The sequence below is a fragment of the Micromonospora sp. IBHARD003 genome (assembly GCF_056106285.1).
This window is the reverse complement of record NZ_JBWBBX010000001.1, coordinates 3,249,628-3,266,743: the sequence shown is the minus strand read 5'-3', so window position 1 is coordinate 3,266,743 and position 17,116 is coordinate 3,249,628. Positions and strand designations below refer to the sequence as shown.

Genomic DNA, 17,116 nt, shown 5'->3' with positions numbered 1-17,116 from the left:
CCGAAGCCGGATCAGCGCGTCAGAAGGGAACGCCACCAGGGCTTCGCCGGTTGCGCCGCGGACGGGACCGCCGCATCGGGCCTCGGAGCGCGCGGCGCGGCGACCGGAGGCAGCGGCCGGGCCGTCGCCGGCGCGTTCGGCGACATCTGCGGGAGGCTGGAGGCACGCGGCGGGCTGAACTCGACGGGGAGGGCGGAGGGCCGGCGGGTGAGCCAGTCCGCGGTGACGCCGATCTCGTGCTCGGGGACGGCCAGACGCATGTCGGGGAGCAGGGCCGTGAGGGTGTCGATGCCGGTGTCCGCGATCGCGCGGCCGATGTCACCGCCGGGGCACTCGTGGGGGCCGCTGCTCAGCGCGAGGTGGGAGCGGTTGCCGTGCATGGGCCTGCTCAGGTCGGGCCGCTGCTCGGGGTCGACGTTGGCGGCGGCGATGCCGAGCAGGAGCATGTCACCCGCCTTGATGTCCTGGCCGCCGAGCTTGGTGTCGCAGGTAGCCCACCGGCCCGGGATCACACCGATGGAGGGGTTGTCCCACATGACCTGCTCCAGCGCGTCCGGCAGGGTCATGTGCCCACCGGAGAGGCTGCCGCGGAAGCGCCGGTCGGTCAGCATCAGCCGCATGGTCTGGGCGATCAGATTGACCGTGCCCTGGTGCGCCGCGACCAGCACCAGACGCAGATGCTCGACGATCTCGGTGTCACTGAGCCGCGACTCGTGGGCGAGGAGACTCGAGGCGAGGTCGTTGCCCGGAGCCGTCTTCTTGTAGGCGACCAGGCTCTCCAGCACCTGGGTCACGACCGCGTTGCTGGCCGCTGCCGTCTCGCTGCCGCGCATCAGGTCGAGCGTCGGCCGGACCAGCAGCGGACCCTTCTCCGGGGTCATGCCGAGCAGACGGCTGACGACCAGCATGGGCAGCGGCTCGGCGTAGTCGCGCACGAGGTCGGCCCGGCCGTTCTCCGCGAAGCCGGCCACGAGCTGGCGCGTGTAGTGCGTGACGTAGCGGCGCATACCGCGCCGGTTGAACTGGGCGAGCCCGTCCACGACTGCGCCGCGCAGCCGTGCGTGCTCCTCCCCGTCGGCGAAGACGCACAGCGGCTGCCAGCCCACCATCGGGATGAGCGGGGAGTTCGCCGGCACCCGGTTCTCCCGGAAGGCGTTCCAGCGGCGCGAATCCCGGCTGAAGAGGCTGGTGGTGCGCATGACCTCCAGGTTCTCCCGGTACCCGAGCACGAACCACGCCGGGATGTCCCCGTGCAGGAGCACCGGGGCCACCGCACCGTACTCCTGGCGCAGCTCCTCGTACGCCCGCGCCGGGTCGGTGATCTCCGGCAGGCGCCGGAGACCGCCCGGCGCCATGCCGTGGGCCGGGCACCCGGGCGGTGGCACGAGCCCGTCAGCAGGTATAGGGGGGTGGGGGGTCACGCGTGGCCTCCGGAGATGGAGAGCAGCCCCCGTCACGATGGCCGGTCGGGGGCGCGCTCATGATCGGCATTGTCGACCGTACGCAACGGTCGAGGCTCCCGCCTGTGCTCTGCAGATCAGGCGCCGGACGGCAGCATAACCCCACAAGTGCAGGAGTAGACAGGCTGTCAGTCCGCTTGAGACCGCAGCCTGTTAAAGACAGCGTAAGACCAATCATCCGAGCACCGGCGGCACTTCACTTCCGCCGACCGGGTCGACGGCTCACGCCAACCGCCGTGGCACCGGGGTCCCGGGGCGGGCGAGGCGGCGATTCCGACGCCCGGATGCGAGGCACGGACGCAGAAGCGAAAGGCCGACTCGCGCGCGCCACCAGGGGGTTGTCCGCGAACGGGGCTTCCGGAAGGACGGTGGCACCGAAGCCGTCAGAGCGTCGCGGGATCTGGCCTGAATGTGCCGGGCGTGAATACTATGCCGTCCGTTTTGCTGATCGTTCCGTCCGGCCTCTGTTCGCACCCAACCCGTTCCCCCCATGCCGGTACCCGAGTTGAGTACCGGCGCGTGAGTCATGCGAGAGGACGCACTGTGTCACTTGAAGCCGTACCCCGTGCCCGGGGTCGCATACCCGGCCTCGGCCACGTACCGCGAATGCTGCGGGACCCGCTGGGCGTCCTCAGGTCGCTGCACGCCGAAGGGCCGGTGCTGCGGCTCGACATCGGCACCATGCCGGCGGTCGTGGCCACCAGCCCCGCGATGGTCAACGAGATCATGGTCAAGCAGGCACGTTCCTTCCGGAAGGGCCGGCTCTTCGACCGTGTCAGGCCACTGGTCGGCAACGGCCTCGCCAACTCCGACGGCGCGCAGCACATGCGCAACCGCCGTCTGATCCAGCCGATGTTCTACAAGGAGCGGCTGAACGGGTACGCCGAGGTCATGAGCGAACGGGCCGAGGCCCTCGCCGACTCCTGGAGCGACGGCCAGGAGATCGACGCGATCGAGGTGATGGGCATGCACGCCATCGAGACGCTGGCGGCGACCCTCTTCAGCGCCGACATCGGCCGCCCGGCCGTCGAGTCCGTACGCGAAGACCTCCCGGTCATCCTCAAGGACATGCTGCGCCGTGCCCTCGCCCCGAAGGCCTTCGACGGGCTGCCGATCTGGCGGGCCTTCGACCGGTCCGCGGCCCGGATGCGGTCGGTGATCGACGACGTCATCACCAGCACGCGCGCATCGCACTGCGAGGACCGCACCGATCTGCTCTCGCTCCTGCTCTCGGTCCGGGACGACAGCGGCTCGGGCCTCACCGACGACGAGGTGCGTGACGAACTCACCACGATGCTCTTCGCCGGCAGCGAGACCACCGCGTCGACCCTCTCCTGGGCCCTGTACCACCTGGCGCAGCGCCCGGACGTCGAGCAGCAGCTGCTCGCCGAGATCGACGAGGCCGTCGGCGACCGGCCGGTCACCTTCGCCGACATGCCCCGACTGCCCGGTATCACCAGGGTCCTCGACGAGGTCATCCGTCTGCACGGCGTGGTGATCCTCATGCGGCGCACGAACGAGCCCGTCATCCTCGGCGGTTACACCCTCCCCGCCGAGACCGAGGTGCTGGTGAGCCTCTACGCCCTGCACCGCAATCCCGACCTCTACCCGGACCCGGACCGCTTCGACCCGGACCGCTGGCTGCCCGAGCAGGTCGCGGCCAGACCGCGTGACCACGTCGTCCCCTTCGGCGCGGGCAACCGCAAGTGCATCGGCGACAAGTTCGCCTGGCTGGAGGCGACCATCACGCTCGCCACCGTTCTGCGGCGCTGGCAGCTGCGCTCCGTGCCCGGCAGCAGGCCCCCGAAGGAGGCGATGGCGTCCATGGCGCACCCGACGCGGGTGCCGATGATCGTCCGGCGCAGGGAGGGCTGAGCCCCGGTTGTCCCGCACCTCGGCACCCACGGAGCTCAGCTGTGCTGCATCGGGGCACACGGGGGTGCGGTGGTGAAGACCGGCTCAGGCAACCAGGCCACCTCGCCGTCCGCCGCGTAGGTCATACGCACGGGCGGGAAGGTGACCGGCAGGGTCTGCGGACACCGCACCCCGCGCACGGGCGACCACAGCACCTCGGCCAGCGGCATCTGCAGCCGCAGGCCCGGCAGGCGTGCCGTGAGCTGTCCGACCACCGTCTCGGTGACGAGGCGGATCAGGCCCTGGGCGGAGGTCGGCAGCCCCGCGTCCGTGACCGCCGAGGTCTCTCCGGGCGCGGTCGTGGCGGGCGCGGGGCGAAGGGACGGAGAGGGCAGCCGGCTGGTGAGCGCCAGGATGATGCGGACGGTCACGCCGCCGGTGATCTCCAGGAGGAGCCTGCGCATCCACGAGGAGACGCCGGCCCGGTGGGCGGGCGGTGCGTGATGGAGCATCCACGAGACCAGATCGGGCCCCGCCGCTTGGTGTTTCTCCTGGACCACCTGATGGCATAAGCGCGTCAGGGTCTCGCTCGCCCGCTCCGGATTCGACGAGCCGAACAGGTACGCGGAGACGGTCTGCCCGAGCCGCGCGGAATGCCGCTCGTCCATCCCGAACAGGCCCGCGGTCACCCGGATGGGCACCGGCCGCGCATACCGAAGGACCAGGTCCTCACGCCCGGCCGGGGCGAACTCGTCGACCGTTTCGTCGGCGATCTGCCGGACGTAGGCGCCGGTGTGGGGGCCGAGCTGGGCGAGTGCGCGGTCGAGGTAGCCGGGGCGGACGGTCACATGATCTCCCATCGGTGCGGAAGGCGGACACGGACACCGGCCGGACCGGACCGGCCTCCTGGATTCTTACCGCACGGCAACGCCCCACCCACACCGGATCAGCCAAAGGGGAAACGACGTTTCCCCGTGCTTGCAGCGGGCAGTGGGGCGGCGATGACGGGGGGCTTCATCACGCTGATGGGGGCCCACGAGCACCGCCCGGGCGGGGCATACCGGTCGACGAACCATCCGTCTCCCTCCGCCGCATCGTCGGGGAACGGTGCCGCCGTGCCCGTACCGGCGGCCCGGGGCGAACCACGGCAGCGCCCGAGCGGGCTCCTGCAACCCCCGCTCACACCCGCCCCCCGCCCCCGGTGAGAGCAAGGTTCCACACTGGTCACCTCGTGCCACGGCCCTGAAACGCGTCCTCCCTACCTTCGGAATCACGACACGGAGCAGCGAGGGAGGCATGCCATGGCCGGTGGCAGCAGTGGCGGCAGGTGGATCGAGGAGTGGGACCCGGAGGACGAGGTCTTCTGGGCGGAGAAGGGCGAGCGGATCGCGCGGCGCAATCTGGTCTTCTCCGTGCTCTCCGAGCACATCGGATTCTCCATCTGGACCCTGTGGTCCGTGATGGTCCTGTTCATGGGGCCCGAGTACGGCATCGACCCGGCCGGGAAGTTCTCCCTGATCGCGACCGCGACCGTGGTCGGAGCGGTGATCCGGGTGCCGTACACCTTCGCCGTGGCCCGGTTCGGCGGCCGGAACTGGACGGTCTTCAGCGCGCTGCTGCTGTTGCTGCCGACCGGGGCCGCCTATGCGGTGATGGAACCGGGCACGTCGTACGGCACGTTCCTGGCCGTGGCCGCGCTCACCGGTGTCGGCGGCGGGAACTTCGCCTCGTCCATGACCAACATCAACGCGTTCTTCCCGCTCCGGAAGAAGGGCTGGGCGCTCGGGCTCAACGCGGGCGGCGGCAACATCGGCGTGCCGGCCGTGCAGCTCGTCGGGCTGCTGGTCATCGGCACCGCCGGGGCCGCGCATCCACGGCTCGTGCTGGGGATCTACATCCCGCTGATCGTGATCGCCGCCGTGTGTGCCGCGCTGTTCATGGACAATCTCGCGCCCGTGAAAAACGACACCGGCGCCGCGAAGGAAGCCGCCAAGGACGCCCACACCTGGATCATGGCCTTCCTCTACGTCGGCACGTTCGGCTCCTTCATCGGCTACAGCTTCGCCTTCGGTCTCGTCCTGCAGACCCAGTTCGGCCGCACCCCGCTGCAGGCCGCGTCCCTCACCTTCATCGGGCCCCTGCTCGGCTCGCTCATCAGGCCGGTCGGCGGATCGCTCGCGGACCGCTTCGGCGGGGCGCGGATCACGCTGTGGACGTTCGCCGCGATGGCCGCCGCCACGGGTGTCGTCGTCTACGCCTCCACGGTGAAGTCCCTGCCGGTCTTCCTGGTCGGCTTCACCGCCCTGTTCGTCCTCAGCGGGCTCGGCAACGGCTCCACGTACAAGATGATCCCCGGCATCTTCAAGGCCAAGGCACTCGCCAGGGGCATGACGGGCGAGGCGGCGGAGGCGTACGGCCGCAGGCTCTCGGGAGCCGCGATGGGTCTGATCGGCGCGGTCGGCGCGCTCGGCGGGCTCGCGATCAACCTCGCCTTCCGGCAGTCGTTCCTGACCGCGGGCACCGGAACCGGGGCGTTCGTCGCCTTCCTCCTCTGCTACGCCGTGTGTCTCACGGTCACCTGGGCGGTATACCTTCGCCGACCCGCTCCGGCGCCCGGGCCGCTGGCGGAGCCTGAGGCAAAGCCGCAGCTCAGCTACGCCGAGGTGTGATCCGGGGTGCCTCGTAACGACGAGGAAATGCAACCGAACCGAGCCTGTCATGCTCTCTTGCCAGGCTCGGTCGGCATGTACGACGAACAGCACGACGCCCCTGCGGTGGGCCCCCTCGCCGGTTTCACCGTGGGGGTCACCGCGGCCCGGCGCGCCGACGAACTCGGTGCGCTCCTCCAGCGCCGCGGTGCGGCGGTGCTGCACGCACCCGCCCTGCGGATCGTGCCGCTCGCCGACGACGGTGAGCTGCTCGCCGCGACCAAGGAACTCATCGCCCACGCCCCGGACGTCGTCGTCGCCACCACCGCGATCGGCTTCCGCGGCTGGGTGGAGGCGGCGGACGGCTGGGGCTGTGGTGAGGATCTGCTCGCGTGCCTGCGCGGTGTCGAACTCCTGGCCCGTGGGCCGAAGGTGAAGGGTGCCATCCGGGCGGCCGGGCTGACCGAGCGGTGGTCGCCGGCGTCCGAGTCGATGGCCGAGGTGCTGGACCGGCTCCTCGCGGAGGGCGTCGAGGGCCGGCGTATCGCCCTGCAGCTCCACGGCGAACCGCTGCCCGGCTTCGTGGAGGCGCTGCGGGCCGGGGGAGCGGAGGTCGTCGTCGTCCCGGTCTACCGCTGGATGCCGCCCGACGACGTCGCCCCGCTGGACCGGCTGCTGGACGCCACCGTGGCCCGTCAGGTGGACGCGCTGACCTTCACCAGCGCACCGGCGGCGGCATCGCTGTTCTCCCGCGCCGAGGAGCGCGGTCTGCTCCCGGAGTTGCTCGACGCGCTCGGGCACGATGTGCTCCCGGCCTGTGTCGGTCCGGTCACCGCCCTCCCGCTGCAGGCCCGTGGCCTGGACACGGTCCAGCCGGAGCGCTTCCGCCTCGGCCCGCTCGTCCAGCTCCTCTGCCTCGAACTGCCCGCACGCGCCCGCACCCTGCCGGTCGCCGGCCGGCGCCTCGAGATCCGCGGCCATGCGGTCCTGGTCGACGACGCGCTGCGGCCCGTGCCGCCCGCGGGCATGGCGCTGCTCAACACCCTCGCCCGCCGCCCCGGCTGGGTCGTCTCGCGCGCCGACCTGCTGCGCGCGCTGCCCGGTGCGGGTCGCGACGAGCACGCCGTCGAGACGGCGATGGCCCGGCTTCGTACGGCCCTGGGCGCGTCCAACCTCATCCAGACCGTGGTGAAGAGGGGATACCGGCTGGCGCTGGACCCGGCCGCGGACGCGAAGTACACGGACGGCCCCTGACCGGAGGCGGACCTCCGGCACCGCCGCGCGGGCTTCCCGCGACGCCGCACCGGGGGCACTCTATTGTCATGGTCATGGAGATGGACGGGTGTGAGGGGCGGTTCGACTCCGGGCGCGTCTGCCTGGATCTCATGGCGGCGGCACCGGACGGGGCCGAACCGCTGGGGCGGTGGCTGGCGGACGCCGGGCTGCTGCCCCCGGGCACCCCGCTGGACTCGGTGACCGCGCACTGGGCCCCGCCGTTCCGTGAACTCCGCGACTGCGTGGCGTGCCTGGTGCACGCTCATATGGAGGGCCTGACCGACGACATCGCCCTCGCCCGGCTCAACGCCTTCGCCACCGGCGCCGCGCCGCCCGCCGTCAGGGCCGTACGCGCCGCCGACGGAGCCCTGGTCCGTGCCCCGCTCGCCCGCCCCGAGTGCGCCGCACTGCTGTCCGCCGTCGCGCGCGACGCTGTGGAATTGCTCACTGACCCCGAGGCCCGCGCCGCGCTGCGCCGTTGCGAGGGCGACGGGTGCCGGCGCGTGTACGTGGACACCTCGCGCGGCCGCCGGCGCCGCTGGTGCTCGAGCGCGGCGTGTGGCAACCGGGAGCGGGTGGCGCGCCACCGGCGCAGGGCGGCCCTCGCGCGTTCCTGACGGCATACGCCTCAACTCGGCCTGGTCCGGCCCCAGTCCGCATCCTGGGACGGGCAAGTTCCGGTTCGGATTCTCACACCCGGACCGCTCCGTGACCCGGGACCTCTGCCCGCCTTCGGTGCGGCCCTGTGACCAGCGAAGAGGCCCGTCCGGGCGCCCTCCTCAAAAGATCTTGAAAGAAATTCGCGCTCGCGGTGAGAAGAACGTGCGGCGGATGCGTAGTGAAAGGCGACAGGGAAGCAGTCCAGACATCACACAGGGTCTCGACCGGGAGGTTCAGGTGCGCAAGGATGCCGCCGTGGCCGATGACCGTTCTAGGCAGGCCCGGCATCGAGCTGCGACATCGCGCACCGGCTCCTCCGTCCCAGACGAGGAGCTGATGCGCGCGCTGTATCAGGAGCATGCCGGACCCCTCCTCGCCTATGTACTGCGCCTCGTCGCCGGCGATCGCCAGCGCGCCGAGGACGTGGTGCAGGAGACGCTTATCCGTGCCTGGAAAAACGCCGGTCAGCTCAACAGGGCGACCGGCTCTGTCCGACCCTGGCTGGTGACGGTCGCGCGCCGCATCGTCATCGACGGTCACCGCAGCCGGCAGGCCCGGCCGCAGGAGGTCGACCCGTCGCCGCTGGAGGTCATGCCTGCGGAGGACGAGATCGACAAGGCGTTGTGGCTGATGACGCTCTCGGATGCGCTTGATGATTTGACCCCGGCGCACAGGGAAGTACTCGTCGAGACGTACTTCAAGGGGCGTACGGTCAATGAAGCGGCCGAGACGCTTGGCATACCGAGTGGGACCGTCCGGTCCCGTGTCTTCTATGCATTGCGTTCCATGAAGCTCGCTCTGGAGGAGAGGGGGGTCACGGCATGAACACGCAGGATCCGTATGGGCAGTTTGGGCAATACGGACAGTCCGGAGTGCCCGGGCAGTCCGGACTGCCGGGGCTGCCCGGGCAGCCAGGGTCGCCCGGGCAGTACGGACAGCCAGGGCTGTCCGGTCAGTCCGAGCAGTCCGAGCAGGAATCGATCCATGAGACCGCCGGGGCGTATGTCCTCGGGATTCTGGACGATGCGGAAGCCACCGCCTTCGAGGCGCATCTGGCCGGCTGTGACATCTGCGCCGCCCATCTCGAGGAGTTCTCCGGGATGGAGCCGATGCTGGCGATGCTGGCGGAGGCCCCAGGGCTGAAGTCCGCCTCGCAGCCGGGCGGGGGCGGCGACCTGCCGTACACCAGCACGCTCATGGAGCCGCCACGCCATCCCGCTCCCTCGGTGCCGACCGCGCCCAGCCCGCAGATGCTGGACAAGCTCGTCGGCGAGGTCGCGGTCAAGCGCGCCAGGAAGCGTCAGCGGAGCATGTTCATGATCGCCGCATCGGCGGTCCTGATCCTCGGCGGTCCCGCCGTCGCGATCGTGGTCACCGACGACGACGCCGAGGCGGGCGTCACCGCCGCTCCGCATCCCACGAGCCCGGCCGAGGACGCCTTCGGCCACGTGGCGGAGAAGGTCCAGGCCACCGACGCGGTCTCCAAGGTCAGTGCCACGATCGGGCTGGAGGAGAAGCCGTACGGCACCCACACGGTCATGGAGCTCAAGAACGTCAAGGGCCCGCTCAAGTGCCAGCTGGTGGCCGTCTCCAGCACCGGCACGGAAGAGGTCCTCGGCTCGTGGTCCGTCCCTCAGCGGGGCTACGGCATCGCCGACAGCACCGACGAGAAGGCGAAGAAGCCGCTGTACGTCCACGGCGTCACGGCCATGGAGCGCAACGCCATCGATCACTTCGAGGTCCGTACGTTCGATGGAAAACGCCTGGTGGAGGTCGACGCCTGACCTTCAGAGCCTGACACGAGAGGCCCCCTTCGCGTACGGTTGACGGCTGCCCAGTGCACGTCAGAAGGGGGCCTCGGTGGCCGCGCAGGAAGCTGCTGGTACCAGATCCGACACGGTTCGCGACCGGGAGGTCGGCGTCGAGCAGGATCATCTCGACCAGGTGTACCGACGTCTCGAGGAGAAGATCCACGAGGCTGAGTTCCTGATGCACGACGCCGCCAAACGCGGCCAGGTGGGAACGCCCGGAGCGCTCGCCGAGCGTGACGCCCAGGTGTTCCGTGCCGGTATCCACCTCAACCGGCTGAACAGCGAGTTCGAGGACTTCCTCTTCGGCCGCATCGATCTGCTGCGAGGCAAGACCGGCCAGAGGGGCGAGGACGGCGCCTACACCTCGGTCGAGCCGGCCGAGGACGCCGTACGGGAGGACAACACGGCCGAGATCGCCGAGACCCTCCACATCGGCCGCCTCGGGGTCCTCGACGCCGACTACACGCCGCTGGTCATCGACTGGCGCGCGCCGGCCGCGGCGCCGTTCTACCGCTCCACCCCGATCGATCCCGGCCGGGTGGTGCGCCGCCGGGTCATCCGGTCCAAGGGCCGCAGGGTCCTTGGTGTCGAGGACGACCTGATGCGCCCGGGGATCACCGCGCGGCTGGCCGGCGCCGAGCTGCCCGTCATCGGCGACGGGGCACTGATGGCCGCGCTCGGCCAGGCCCGCAGCCACACCATGCGGGACATCGTCGCCTCCATCCAGGCGGAGCAGGACCTGGTGATCCGGGCCCCTGCCGCCTCCGTGACCTATGTCGAGGGCGGCCCGGGTACCGGCAAGACCGCGGTCGCGCTGCACCGCGCTGCCTATCTGCTGTACCAGGACCGGCGGCGCTACGCGGGCGGCATCCTCATCGTCTCGCCGACCCCGCTGCTCGTCGCGTACACCGAAGGCGTGCTGCCGTCCCTGGGCGAGGAGGGCCAGGTCGCGATCCGCGCGGTCGGCTCCCTGGTCGACGGCGCGGAAGCCGCGACCTACGACGATCCGGCGGTCGCCCGGGTCAAGGGCTCCTCGCGGATGCCGAAGGTCCTGCGCAAGGCCGCGCGCGGCGCGCTGGAACTCGGGGAAGCCCCGGACCGGCTGCGGGTCGTCGCCTTCGGACGGCGTCTGGAGCTCGAGGCCGAGGAGCTCCGCGACATCCGCCACAACGTGCTGAGCGGCACCGCGCCGGTGAATCTGCTGCGCCCGCGTGCCCGCCGGCTGCTGCTGGACGCGTTGTACGCCCGCTCCGGCGCCGGGGCACGGCACAACGACCGGGAGCTGGCCGCCGAGCTGCGCGCGTCCTTCGACGAGGACGTCTCGTCCGAGGACTCCTTCATCGCGTTCCTGGAAGCCTGGTGGCCCGAGCTCACACCGCGCACCGTGCTGGACGCCATGGCGGACGAGAAGCGGCTCGGCCGCTGGGCGCGCAGGATCCTCAACCCGGGCGAGGTGCGCAGGCTTGCCCGCAGCCTCGCCCGCGACGGCCTCTCCGTCCATGACGTGGCGCTGCTCGACGAGCTCGAGACGCTGCTCGGCACCCCGGTGCGCCCGAGGAAGAAGCGCGAGCTCGACCCGCTGGACCATCTCACGGGCCTGGAGGAGCTGATGCCGCAGCGCGAGGAGACCCAGCGCGAGCGGGCCGAACGCCTGGCCGCCGAACGCACCGAGTACGCCCATGTCATCGTCGACGAGGCACAGGACCTCACGCCCATGCAGTGGCGCATGGTGGGCCGGCGCGGACGGCATGCCACCTGGACGATCGTCGGCGATCCCGCGCAGTCGTCCTGGCCCGACCCGGACGAGGCGGCCGCGGCCCGTGACGAGGCGCTCGGCACCCGGCCGCGGCGCCGCTTCGAGCTGACCGTCAACTACCGCAACCCCGCCGAGATCGCCGAGCTGGCCTCCCGGGTGCTCGCCCTGGCCATGCCGGGGATGCGGTCGCCCCGCGCGGTGCGCTCCACCGGCGTGCGGCCGCGGTTCGCCGTCGCCCGGGACGATCTGGAGCGGACCGTACGGGAGGAGGCGCAGCGGATGCTGGACCAGGTCGACGGCACCGTTGGCGTCGTCGTCGCCATGAACCGGCGCGCGGAGGCCGCGCGCTGGCTGAAGGGCCTGGGTGACCGGGTGGTGGCACTGGGCTCGCTGGAGGCGAAGGGCCTGGAGTACGACGCGACGATCGTGGTGTCCCCGGCGGAGATCGTCACGGGCAGCTCCCAGAACGGCGGCTCCCGGGGTGAGAGCGCCGCCGGTCTGAGGGTGCTCTACGTGGCGCTGACCCGCGCCACCCAGCAGCTGACGGTGGTGTCGGCGAAGGCCGACCAGCCGGACGCGGAAGGTGTTCCGGCCGTGCTCAGGAACTGAGCTGCGGAACCGCGGCGGCGGGTCGTACGACCGTACGGATCCCCCGGCGGGGCCGTTCGGGGTCAACTCTCCGTCGGGGGAATCACCTTCCGGGACTCTTTGTTAGCCTGTCAGTGGCACCGGCTCGATCCAAGCCCCCGGGCCCAACCTTCGTCCCTCAGAGGGACCACTTGCCGCGAGGCGAGCATGGCGGGTCGGTGCCACTGTTCACGTGGATCAGGAGGCCCGCGTCACCCCAGGTGGCGCGGGCCTCTCGTTTCCCTGCACGTTCTCGGATCGCGGAAAGTAATTTCCGTAAACAAAAGGACCAGTATTACCAGCTACCCGCAGGTAGGTGCGACCATCGGAGGGCCCTGCCCGGCGATCGCCGGACAGGGCGGCAATGAAGCTAGGGAAAGCAGAGGAACTCGGCCATGGCAACGGCGCCCAGCGTCTCGTACTCGATGACGGTCCGGCTGGAGGTCCCCGCGAGCGGAACCGCGGTCTCCCAGCTCACCACGGCGGTCGAGTCCTCCGGTGGTTCGGTCACCGGCCTCGACGTCACCGCATCCGGTCACGAGAAGCTGCGCATCGACGTCACGATCGCGGCCACCTCCACGACCCACGCCGACGAGATCGTCGAGAAGCTCAGGGGCATCGAGGGCGTCGTCCTCGGCAAGGTCTCCGACCGTACGTTCCTGATGCACCTCGGCGGCAAGATCGAGATGCAGTCCAAGCACCCGATCCGCAACCGTGACGACCTGTCCATGGTCTACACGCCCGGCGTGGCCCGCGTCTGCATGGCTATCGCCGAGAACCCCGAGGACGCCCGTCGCCTCACCATCAAGCGCAACTCCGTCGCAGTCGTGACGGACGGCTCCGCCGTACTCGGCCTGGGCAACATCGGCCCGAAGGCCGCACTGCCCGTCATGGAGGGCAAGGCGGCCCTCTTCAAGCGCTTCGCCGGTATCGACGCCTGGCCCCTCTGCCTGGACACCCAGGACACCGACGCCATCGTCGAGATCGTCAAGGCGATCGCACCCGGCTTCGCCGGAATCAACCTCGAGGACATCTCCGCACCCCGCTGCTTCGAGATCGAAGCGCGGCTGCGCGAGGCCCTCGACATCCCCGTCTTCCACGACGACCAGCACGGCACCGCCATCGTGGTGCTCGCCGCCCTCACCAACGCACTTCGCGTGGTGGGCAAGGAAGTCGGAGACGTACGGGTCGTCATGTCCGGTGCCGGCGCGGCGGGTACGGCGATCCTCAAGCTGCTCATCGCGGCCGGCGTCAAGCACGCCGTGGTCGCCGACATCCACGGTGTGGTGCACGCCGGACGCGAGGACCTCGTGGACGCCGCACCGGGCACGGCCCTGCGCTGGATCGCCGACAACACCAACCCCGAAGGTGTCACCGGCACGCTGAAGCAGGCCGTCGTCGGCGCCGACGTCTTCATCGGCGTATCGGCGCCCAACGTGCTGGGCGCGGAGGACGTCTCCGCCATGGCGGACGACGCCGTCGTATTCGCGCTCGCGAATCCGGACCCGGAGGTCGAACCCGCAATCGCCCGCCAGACAGCGGCAGTTGTGGCGACCGGCCGATCCGACTTCCCCAACCAGATCAACAACGTGCTGGTCTTCCCCGGAGTCTTCCGCGGTCTCCTCGACGCACAGTCGCGCACGGTCAACACCCAGATGATGCTCGCGGCGGCCACCGCCCTCGCGAACGTCGTCACCGAGGACGAGCTCAACCCGAACTACATCATCCCGTCCGTCTTCAACGACAAGGTCGCGGGCGCGGTGGCGGGAGCGGTGCGCGAGGCCGCGAAGGCGGCGGGCGCGGTCGTGACGGAACCCACCTCGGTCTGACCTGCCGCCTCCGGCGCGTCGCAGGTCGCGGGCTCAGGAACGCCCCTCTAGGGTGGCGGGTCATGAGCCCGCGACCGACCGTGCGGATCGGTCGTACCACGGCTCCGGGGAGTCGTCAGGGAGTCGACGGAACGTCACCACGACGAGGCGGTGGCGCTTTTCGTGTGACTCCGGAGGGTGCCGGATTGGCTTTCCCGCCGGTGGTGGGGGCAGGATGCTCCCCTGAGGGCCTGCGCCCTAGGGGGAAACCCACGGACGCGGAGGGTCTGCCGGCAGACCCGGGTCCGGGGATGTCCGAGGGCCCTGGCAGCATCGGCTTCGATCTCACGCCTGACAGGCAAGAAGAACACGGGAGTAAGAACATGAACCGCAGTGAGCTGGTGGCCGCGTTGGCCGACCGCGCCGAGGTGACCCGCAAGGACGCCGACGCCGTGCTGGCCGCCCTCGCCGAGACCGTCGGCGAGGTCGTCGCCAAGGGCGACGAGAAGGTCACCATCCCCGGCTTCCTGACCTTCGAGCGCACCCACCGTGCCGCTCGCACCGCGCGCAACCCGCAGACCGGCGACCCGATCCAGATCCCGGCCGGTTACAGCGTGAAGGTCTCCGCGGGCTCGAAGCTCAAGGAAGCCGCCAAGGGCAAGTAAGGCGTCCGCGATGCGTCGCTCGTAGCGCGACCGCATGGTGCGAGGGCGGTCATCCCGGAACCGGGGTGACCGCCCTTTCGCGTACCGGGCCCGCGCCGTGCGGCCGGCGCCGTGCGACGCCCGTACACGGTCGCACACGCCGTACAAGGCTGTATGAGGCCTCCGCGAGGTCGCCCGCCCCGCGTCCCGGCGCATACGACGACGGGCATGACGGTGGCCCCCGCCTTTCTGGGCGGGGGCCACCGTCATGCCCGTATCCGAGGCCGTCAGGGCCCCGGGCGCTGTGCGGTCAGACCGCGGCGCCGTGCGGGAGCTCGACCTTCGCGCCCAGCTCCACCAGCTTCTCCATGAAGTTCTCGTAGCCCCGGTTGATCAGGCCGATCCCGTGCACCCGGGAGGTGCCCTGCGCCGCCAGCGCGGCGATCAGGTAGGAGAACCCGCCCCGCAGGTCCGGGATGACCAGGTCCGAGCCCTGGAGTTTCGTCGGGCCCGACACGACCGCCGAGTGCAGGAAGTTGCGCTGGCCGAAGCGGCAGTCCGAGCCGCCCAGGCACTCCCGGTACAGCTGGATGTGCGCCCCCATCTGGTTGAGCGCGGACGTGAAGCCGAGCCGCGACTCGTACACGGTCTCGTGCACGATCGACAGCCCCGCGGCCTGCGTCAACGCCACCACCAGCGGCTGCTGCCAGTCGGTCTGGAAGCCGGGGTGCACGTCGGTCTCCAGGGCGATCGCGTTGAGCGAGCCCCCGGGGTGCCAGAAGCGGATGCCCTCGTCGTCGATCTCGAAGGCACCGCCGACCTTGCGGTAGGTGTTCAGGAAGGTCATCATCGAGCGCTGCTGCGCGCCGCGCACATAGATGTTGCCCTCGGTCGCCAGCGCCGCCGACGCCCAGGAGGCCGCCTCGAGACGGTCCGGGAGCGCCCGGTGGGTGTAACCGCCGAGCCGCTCGACCCCGGTGATCCGGATCGTGCGGTCGGTGTCCATGGAGATGATCGCGCCCATCTTCTGCAGCACGCAGATGAGGTCCTCGATCTCCGGCTCCACCGCCGCGTTCGACAGTTCCGTGACGCCCTCGGCGAGCACGGCCGTCAGCAGCACCTGCTCGGTCGATCCGACCGACGGGTACGGCAGGCGGATCTTGCAGCCGCGCAGCCGTTGCGGAGCCTCCAGGTACTGACCGTCGTCCCGCTTCTCGATCTTCGCACCGAACTGACGCAGCACGTCGAAGTGGAAGTCGATCGGGCGGCCGCCGATGTCGCAACCCCCGAGGCCCGGGATGAAGGCGTGGCCCAGACGGTGCAGCAGCGGTCCGCAGAAGAGGATCGGGATCCGCGAGGAACCCGCGTGGGCGTCGATGTCGGCGACGTTCGCGCTCTCGACGTGCGTCGGGTCGAGCATCAGCTCGCCGGGCTCGTCACCGGGTCGTACCGTCACACCGTGCAGCTGCAGCAGCCCGCGTACCACCCGCACGTCGCGGATGTCGGGCACGTTGCGCAGCCGGCTCGGCTCGCTGCCGAGCAGCGCGGCGACCATAGCCTTCGGCACCAGGTTCTTGGCGCCGCGGACGCGGATCTCGCCCTCCAGCGGGGTTCCGCCGTGGACAAGCAGTACATCGTCTGTGCCGGTCATGAATCTCGCGTTCCGGTGGGTCCCTCCAGTGGATCGGGGGGAGGGACGTCGGGCAGGGGCCAGGGAAAAGGTTAAGGCCCCACTACCCCGGTTCCGTAAGGCCAAGTGCACTCCATATGCGTAATGAATTCGGTGCAATACACTCTGTTCGGACGCACACGCGGAGGGTTACCATCCGCTTGCCGGAACCCCGCGCCCCGGCGTTGTCGCGGTGCGCCCTGAGCTGCGTCGGCTCACACTCCGCCGCTCGCTCCCCGCGGAGGGCGAAGATGCGAGATCATGTCTCGCATGACCGAGGTGTCCTCCCTCACAGGGCGGCTGCTCGTCGCCACTCCGGCCCTCGCGGATCCGAACTTCGACCGCGCGGTGGTGCTCCTGCTCGACCATGACGAGGAGGGCTCACTCGGTGTGGTCCTGAACAGGCCCACACCCGTCGGTGTCGGCGACATCCTGGAGCCCTGGGCCGGCCTGGCGGGCGAGCCCGGAGTGGTGTTCCAGGGCGGCCCCGTCTCGCTCGACTCGGCCCTCGGCGTCGCCGTCATCCCCGGTGACGAGGGCCCGCTGGGCTGGCGCCGGGTGTACGGGGCGATCGGCCTCGTCGACCTGGAGGCCCCGCCGGAACTGCTCGCAGCGGCCCTCGGCTCGCTGCGGATCTTCGCCGGTTACGCGGGCTGGGGCCCCGGTCAGCTGGAGGACGAGCTCACCGAGGGTGCCTGGTACGTGGTCGAGTCGGAGCCCGGCGATGTGTCGTCGCCGCGCCCCGAGAGCCTCTGGAGGGCCGTGCTGCGGCGCCAGCGCGGCGAGCTGGCCATGGTCGCCACTTATCCGGACGACCCTTCGCTCAACTGACCCTCCGCCTCCTGGCCCGGCCAGGCTCCTCGCCCTTCGGCCGGCCGTGCCCCTCGTCCCCACGATCGTGCGG

At 70.7% G+C, this 17,116-nt stretch carries 13 protein-coding genes; 10 read left to right on the top strand and 3 right to left on the bottom strand.

Annotated features, from left to right (window positions below; all coding sequences use genetic code 11):
• Positions 1 to 11 precede the first annotated feature (11 nt).
• Complete coding sequence (locus ACTWOL_RS14545) at positions 12 to 1,421, bottom strand: cytochrome P450 (RefSeq protein WP_474297113.1); 1,410 nt, start codon at positions 1,419 to 1,421, stop codon at positions 12 to 14.
• 468 nt (positions 1,422 to 1,889) lie between these two features.
• On the opposite strand from ACTWOL_RS14545, the gene ACTWOL_RS14540 reads away from it, so the two are divergent.
• Positions 1,890 to 3,335: a cytochrome P450 gene (locus ACTWOL_RS14540; RefSeq protein ID WP_474301161.1), complete on the top strand. Its 1,446-nt coding sequence runs from the start codon at positions 1,890 to 1,892 to the stop codon at positions 3,333 to 3,335.
• A gap of 35 nt (positions 3,336 to 3,370) precedes the next feature.
• On the opposite strand, the gene ACTWOL_RS14535 is transcribed toward ACTWOL_RS14540, so the two are convergent.
• A complete protein-coding gene (locus tag ACTWOL_RS14535) occupies positions 3,371 to 4,162 on the bottom strand; it encodes a cytochrome P450 family protein (protein WP_474297112.1) in 792 nt (263 codons plus the stop codon).
• 453 nt (positions 4,163 to 4,615) lie between these two features.
• Here ACTWOL_RS14535 and ACTWOL_RS14530 point away from each other — a divergent pair, with 453 nt between their 5' ends.
• The 8 genes from ACTWOL_RS14530 (at position 4,616) to ACTWOL_RS14495 (ending at position 14,564) form a co-directional block, all read left to right on the top strand.
• Positions 4,616 to 5,983 carry a nitrate/nitrite transporter gene (locus ACTWOL_RS14530; RefSeq protein WP_474297111.1) on the top strand — a complete coding sequence of 456 codons (1,368 nt, stop codon included), beginning with the start codon at positions 4,616 to 4,618 and terminating at the stop codon, positions 5,981 to 5,983.
• A gap of 75 nt (positions 5,984 to 6,058) precedes the next feature.
• Positions 6,059 to 7,216, top strand: coding sequence for a uroporphyrinogen-III synthase (locus ACTWOL_RS14525; RefSeq protein ID WP_474297110.1), 1,158 nt, complete (start codon positions 6,059 to 6,061; stop codon positions 7,214 to 7,216).
• 74 nt (positions 7,217 to 7,290) lie between these two features.
• Complete coding sequence (locus ACTWOL_RS14520; protein WP_474297109.1) at positions 7,291 to 7,854, top strand: CGNR zinc finger domain-containing protein; 564 nt, start codon at positions 7,291 to 7,293, stop codon at positions 7,852 to 7,854.
• A 280-nt stretch (positions 7,855 to 8,134) separates the two neighbouring features.
• Complete coding sequence (locus ACTWOL_RS14515) at positions 8,135 to 8,722, top strand: sigma-70 family RNA polymerase sigma factor (RefSeq protein ID WP_474297108.1); 588 nt, start codon at positions 8,135 to 8,137, stop codon at positions 8,720 to 8,722.
• Positions 8,719 to 9,681: a zf-HC2 domain-containing protein gene (locus ACTWOL_RS14510; protein WP_474297107.1), complete on the top strand. Its 963-nt coding sequence runs from the start codon at positions 8,719 to 8,721 to the stop codon at positions 9,679 to 9,681. The genes ACTWOL_RS14515 and ACTWOL_RS14510 overlap by 4 nt, the downstream gene beginning before the upstream one ends.
• Before the next feature lie 76 nt (positions 9,682 to 9,757).
• Positions 9,758 to 12,073 carry a HelD family protein gene (locus ACTWOL_RS14505; RefSeq protein WP_474297106.1) on the top strand — a complete coding sequence of 772 codons (2,316 nt, stop codon included), beginning with the start codon at positions 9,758 to 9,760 and terminating at the stop codon, positions 12,071 to 12,073.
• Positions 12,074 to 12,486: 413 nt separating this feature from the next.
• Entirely contained in the window at positions 12,487 to 13,920 is a 1,434-nt protein-coding gene (locus ACTWOL_RS14500) for an NAD-dependent malic enzyme (protein ID WP_474297105.1), read from the top strand.
• A 362-nt stretch (positions 13,921 to 14,282) separates the two neighbouring features.
• Positions 14,283 to 14,564 (top strand): HU family DNA-binding protein, encoded by a 282-nt coding sequence (locus ACTWOL_RS14495; protein WP_004571953.1) that lies wholly within the window; start codon positions 14,283 to 14,285, stop codon positions 14,562 to 14,564.
• A gap of 289 nt (positions 14,565 to 14,853) precedes the next feature.
• Here the strand turns inward: ACTWOL_RS14495 and murA are convergent, their stop codons facing one another.
• Positions 14,854 to 16,194, bottom strand: coding sequence for a UDP-N-acetylglucosamine 1-carboxyvinyltransferase (murA, locus tag ACTWOL_RS14490; RefSeq protein WP_474297104.1), 1,341 nt, complete (start codon positions 16,192 to 16,194; stop codon positions 14,854 to 14,856).
• A 288-nt stretch (positions 16,195 to 16,482) separates the two neighbouring features.
• Between murA and ACTWOL_RS14485 the strand changes: the two genes are divergently transcribed.
• A complete protein-coding gene (locus ACTWOL_RS14485) occupies positions 16,483 to 17,043 on the top strand; it encodes a YqgE/AlgH family protein (protein WP_474297103.1) in 561 nt (186 codons plus the stop codon).
• The last annotated feature ends 73 nt before the right edge of the window (positions 17,044 to 17,116 follow it).